At 59.5% G+C, this 4,664-nt stretch carries 5 protein-coding genes and 1 pseudogene; 3 read left to right on the top strand and 3 right to left on the bottom strand.

Annotation, left to right across the window (positions count from 1 at the left end):
• The first annotated feature begins 82 nt into the window (after positions 1–82).
• Positions 83–460, top strand: coding sequence for a hypothetical protein (locus tag DBR30_RS20635; protein ID WP_181363641.1), 378 nt, complete (start codon positions 83–85; stop codon positions 458–460).
• 225 nt (positions 461–685) lie between these two features.
• The gene (locus tag DBR30_RS20630; protein WP_108542242.1) at positions 686–1,267 is read left to right on the top strand and encodes a DUF1349 domain-containing protein; all 582 of its coding nucleotides are present in this window, start codon (positions 686–688) and stop codon (positions 1,265–1,267) included.
• 80 nt (positions 1,268–1,347) lie between these two features.
• On the opposite strand, the gene rimO is transcribed toward DBR30_RS20630, so the two are convergent.
• Positions 1,348–2,676, bottom strand: a complete 1,329-nt coding sequence (rimO, locus tag DBR30_RS20625; protein WP_108542241.1) for a 30S ribosomal protein S12 methylthiotransferase RimO — start codon at positions 2,674–2,676, stop codon at positions 1,348–1,350.
• A gap of 292 nt (positions 2,677–2,968) precedes the next feature.
• On the opposite strand from rimO, the gene DBR30_RS20620 reads away from it, so the two are divergent.
• Entirely contained in the window at positions 2,969–4,093 is a 1,125-nt protein-coding gene (locus DBR30_RS20620) for an HD-GYP domain-containing protein (RefSeq protein ID WP_108542240.1), read from the top strand.
• 163 nt (positions 4,094–4,256) lie between these two features.
• Here DBR30_RS20620 and DBR30_RS20615 read toward each other — a convergent pair whose 3' ends face one another.
• Positions 4,257–4,442: a hypothetical protein gene (locus DBR30_RS20615; RefSeq protein WP_108542239.1), complete on the bottom strand. Its 186-nt coding sequence runs from the start codon at positions 4,440–4,442 to the stop codon at positions 4,257–4,259.
• A gap of 42 nt (positions 4,443–4,484) precedes the next feature.
• A pseudogene (locus DBR30_RS22720) lies at positions 4,485–4,664 on the bottom strand (NifB/NifX family molybdenum-iron cluster-binding protein); the annotation flags it as partial.

The following is a 4,664-nucleotide window of genomic DNA, read 5'->3' as shown; positions in this document are numbered from 1 at the left end:
GTTGCAATCACAGCCATTTGCAACACATCGTCATGCAAATATGACCATGCAAACACATCACCAGATAGAGAGGATATTACCCATGAAGCGTACCATCCTGTTCGGCCTGCTCTGCGGCAGCGTGCTGCTGGCCAATCCGGTCTTTGCCAACGACGCAGCCCAGTTGCAGTGCGAGGCGCAGGCCGCAGCCAAAAAGCTTAACGGCGCCGCCAAGACCAGTTTTGTCGGCAAGTGCGTGAAAGATGCCGCTGGCGCCGCGACCGGCGAGTGCGAGAAGGCAGCGGCTGACAAGAAGCTGGCCGGTGCGGCCAAGAACAGCTTTATCCAGAAATGCGTGAAGACGGGCGCGGCGATGGATCCGGCGGCCAAGTGCGAGAAGGCGGCGGCCGACAAGAAGCTGGCTGGCGCGGCCAAGAACAGCTTTGTCCAGAAGTGCGTGAAGGATAGCGCCGCCAAGTAAGGCATTTTCTCATCCGGTGTGTTTGCGGGGGGCCATCAGGCCCCCCGCGCTTTTTGGGGCGCACTGATGGCGCAACGCACAAGCCTTGTATCGGGGCGGCAATAGCGACACTATTGACTCCTTTTATGGATTCCGCAGAGGCGCAGCCATGACCAGTCGTGACCGGACGAGGCGTTGGCGAGCTCCATTTGTGCGGGATTACGCGCGATAAGGGAGCAAAGCAGGATGATGGAAGGGATAGAATGGCGCTGGCTCAATGAACCGGCCGAGTGGCACCAGACAGACGACGGTTTGCAGGTGGTGACGGACCAGCAGACCGATTTTTGGCGCAGCACCTGGTATGGCTTCGAGCGCCACAGCGGGCATCTTTATGGCTGCGAGGTGGCGGGGGAGTTTACCTTTCAGGTCTGCGTCGAGGGGGAGTTCACCACCCTCTACGATCAGGCGGGGCTGATGCTGCTGCAAGACGAGGCGCACTGGCTGAAAGCGGGGATCGAGTACAACGATGCCCAGCCGATGATCGGTAGCGTGCTGACCAATCCGCGTTCTGACTGGGCCACCGGTATTTTCCCCGGTAATCCGCGCTGCTTCTGGCTGCGGCTGACCCGGCTGGCCGATTGCCTGCGTTTGCAATACTCCACCGATGGCAAGGTGTGGCCGCTGCTGCGCCTCGCCCCGTTCCCGCCAAGCGAGCGCTGTTTTATCGGGGTGATGTGTTGCACGCCGGAGCGGCAGGGGCTGACGGTGCGCTTCTCTGACTTGCGCCTCACGCCGCCTCTTGGCAAGGCGCTCCATGATTTGAGCTAGGCCAGCGGTTTTGCCTGCGACATTCAAGCAATAAAAAAGCGCCCGCAGGCGCTTTTTTCATTTGGCTGGTAAGGCCTCAATTAGCTGATCAGGCTGGCCCACAGGTCATATTCGTCGGATTCGTCGATACGCACCTTGACCATGTCCCCCGGCTTGAGGCCGGTTTCGCCGTTGAGGTAGACCAGACCATCGATCTCCGGCGCATCGGCAAAAGAGCGGCCAGTGGCACCCTCTTCGTCCACTTCGTCGATGATTACGGTCATCTCCTGACCCACTTTGCGGGCCAGCTTGCGGATGGAAACCTGCTGTTGCAGCTCCATAAAGCGCTGGAAGCGCTCTTCCTGCACCTCTTCCGGTACCGGAGCCGGTAGCTCGTTGGCCAGCGCCCCTTCGACCGGGCTGTATTTGAAGCAGCCGACCCGATCCAGCTCCGCCTTGTCGATAAAGTCCAGCAGCATCTGGAAATCTTCCTCGGTCTCGCCCGGGAAGCCGACGATAAAGGTGGAGCGCAGGGTGATCTGCGGGCAGATCTCGCGCCACTTCTGGATCCGCTCCAGGGTGCGCTCGACCGTACCCGGACGCTTCATCAGTTTCAGGATGCGCGGGCTGGCGTGCTGCAGCGGGATGTCGAGGTAGGGCAGTACCTTGCCATCACGCATCAGCGGGATGACGTCATCTACGTGCGGGTAGGGGTAGACGTAGTGCAGGCGTACCCAGATATCGAGCTTGGCCAGCTCTTCGCACAGGGCGACCATGCTGGTCTTGACCGGCATGCCGTCGTAGAAACCGGTGCGGTGCTTCACATCGACGCCGTAGGCGGAGGTGTCCTGGGAGATCACCAGCAGCTCCTTCACGCCCGCCTCTTTCAGGCGCTTGGCTTCGGCCAGCACGTCGCCGATGGGGCGGCTCACCAGATCCCCGCGCATGGAGGGGATGATGCAGAAGGTGCAGCGGTGGTTGCAGCCCTCGGAAATCTTCAGATAGGCGTAGTGGCGCGGGGTCAGCTTGACGCCGTGGGCCGGAACCAGACTGGTGAAGGGGTTGTGCTGCGGCTTCTCCACATATTTGTGGACGTGACCCAGTACCTCTTCATAGGCGTGGGGGCCGGTGATCTCGAGCACCTTGGGGTGGATCTCGCGGATCTGATTCTCTTTGGCGCCGAGGCAACCGGTGACGATCACCTTGCCGTTCTCGGCCAGCGCTTCGCCGATCGCTTCCAGCGACTCTTGCACCGCGCTGTCGATAAAGCCGCAGGTGTTGACGACGACCAGCTCGGCATCGTCATAGCTGGGCACCACATCGTACCCTTCGGTACGCAGCTGGGTCAGGATGCGTTCTGAATCGACCAGGTTTTTGGGGCAACCCAAGGAGACGAATCCTACTTTGGGGGCCTGTTTTGTGTTGGACATCGCTCAATCACTCTTAGGTGGCTCTTCTTTAAGGGCGCGGATTTTACCGGAATGGTTAACCAAAAACTATACAGCCAGCATGGCAGAACCGAACAATATCTCCGACCAGGCAAGATTGGGCTGCACCAGCAGTCGCTGATGACGTGCCCTTTGTAGGGCTATTGCCTCTGCCATGCAGGCTTGTTGTGGGGAAGCTGCTTTGTTGATTTTCCTCTCAATATTGATTTGGTGACAGAGAGGAGAGCACCGGGAGTCACTATACTCCCGGTACGGGAACCCGTTGGAGAAGGCGATGGAAAGTTCATTTGGCGAAAAAATGCAGAGCGTACATGCCACGCTCAGGCAGCGCTTTGACAAGCTGAGTCGGGTGGCCATCGCGATTTACGATCCCCATACCGATCAGCTCAAGACCTTTGCCCACAGCACCGAGGGGCCCTCGCCACTGGTGCAGTATGAGGTGAAGCTGAGCGATGTCCCCTCCCTGAGTTATCTGGCGGAGCACAAGCAGCCCCGGGTGCTCGGCAATCTCGACGCCCTGCGTGGCTCTGCATCGGAGCACAGCCGCAAGGTACTGGAGGCGGGTTATGCCTCCAGCTATACCGAGCCGCTGCTGTTCAACAGCAAGCTGTTTGGTTTTCTGTTTTGCGATGCCATGGAGCCGGGATATTTCGAGGAGCCGATCCGCAGCGAGCTGTCGGCCTATGCACAGGCGCTGTCGGCCATCATTGCGGTGGAGTTTTTCTCCATCCAGACCCTTGGCGGGGCGCTGACCACGGCGCGGGAGTTCAGTCGCTATCGGGATGAGGAGACCGCCAACCATCTGCACCGGATGTCGGCCTACTCCCGGCTGATTGCCAAGACGCTGGCCCCGACTTGCGGGCTGAGCGATGAGGAGGTGGAGTTTATCTACCTCTTCTCCGAGCTGCACGACATCGGCAAGATCGCGGTGCCGGATGCCATTTTGCTCAAGCCGGGCAAGCTGACCCCGGAAGAGTTCGAGATCATGAAGATCCACCCCGGCAAGGGGCGGGAGATGATCAGTCTGATGATCAACGAGTTTGGTCTCGATGGCATTCACCACACCGACATGCTGACCAATATCATCGCCAGCCATCACGAGCGCTTTGACGGCACCGGCTATCCGCTGGGGCTGGCGGGGGAGGAGATCCCGCTGGCGGCACGCATCGTGACGGTGGCCGATGTGTTTGATGCCCTGACCAGCGAGCGCCCCTACAAGAAGGCCTGGCCGTTCGAGACGGCGTTTGCCTATCTGGAGGAGCATGCCGGCAGCCAGTTTGATCCCGCCTGTGTCGCCGCAGCCCTGCACAACAAGGCCGAGTTTTATGCCATCTATCAGCAGTATCAGGATCCGGCCTGCACTGCGAGCGTGGCGGCCAGCGGTGCAGAGCCGGGTTGAGCGCGTGTGATGAGCATAAGGGGGAAAGAGGCGGTTCAAGCATGACGAGGAGTAAATAGAGAGGGGGCACCAGCAGGTGCCCCCTCTCTTTTATACGTCTTTCTATTAAATGCGCCTTTAGTTTGCCGACCTTCTATCTGCGGCTATGGCGTTTGCGCTCAGGTTACTGTTTGGGCGTCGGCTCGCTGATTTGATAGAGGTGATCCGCGCAAGCGCTGGAGCAGCCACAGGGGCGCACCTCTTTATCTTCCTGCTTCTGGGCAAGCTTGTATTGGCGCCACCAGATGATGGTGCCCATGGCCAGGATCAGCACGAACGAGGCGAGCAGGCTCAACAACCAGATGGACATGATCTCTTCTCCTTGATGGTGATGACATGCACAGCGATGGCATCAGTGATGATGGCAGCAACCACTCTGCTGGTTGGCGCCTTCACTGCCGTGGCAACAAGTATGGCCTTGTCGTGAGTTCTCTGCCTGATGGCCACTACTGGCGCAACAGTGATCGGAGCCACTGTTGCAACCACCATGACAATGGCTATGACTCTGGCCTGCGCCGACGGGCTGGATGGC

Source organism: Aeromonas sp. HMWF017 (assembly GCF_003061465.1).
Taxonomy (GTDB): Bacteria; Pseudomonadota; Gammaproteobacteria; order Enterobacterales; family Aeromonadaceae; genus Aeromonas; species Aeromonas veronii.
The sequence above is the reverse complement of the archived record's forward strand: the minus strand, read 5'-3'. Positions and strand labels throughout refer to the sequence as shown.

Excerpts from the sequence above, each read along its gene's own strand:
- DBR30_RS20620 (WP_108542240.1), top strand. The coding sequence starts at position 2,969 with ATGGAAAGTTCATTTGGCGAAAAAATGCAGAGCGTACATGCCACGCTC.
- DBR30_RS20635 (WP_181363641.1), top strand. The coding sequence starts at position 83 with ATGAAGCGTACCATCCTGTTCGGCCTGCTCTGCGGCAGCGTGCTGCTG.
- DBR30_RS20630 (WP_108542242.1), top strand. The coding sequence starts at position 686 with ATGATGGAAGGGATAGAATGGCGCTGGCTCAATGAACCGGCCGAGTGG.
- DBR30_RS20615 (WP_108542239.1), bottom strand. The coding sequence starts at position 4,442 with ATGTCCATCTGGTTGTTGAGCCTGCTCGCCTCGTTCGTGCTGATCCTG.
- rimO (WP_108542241.1), bottom strand. The coding sequence starts at position 2,676 with ATGTCCAACACAAAACAGGCCCCCAAAGTAGGATTCGTCTCCTTGGGT.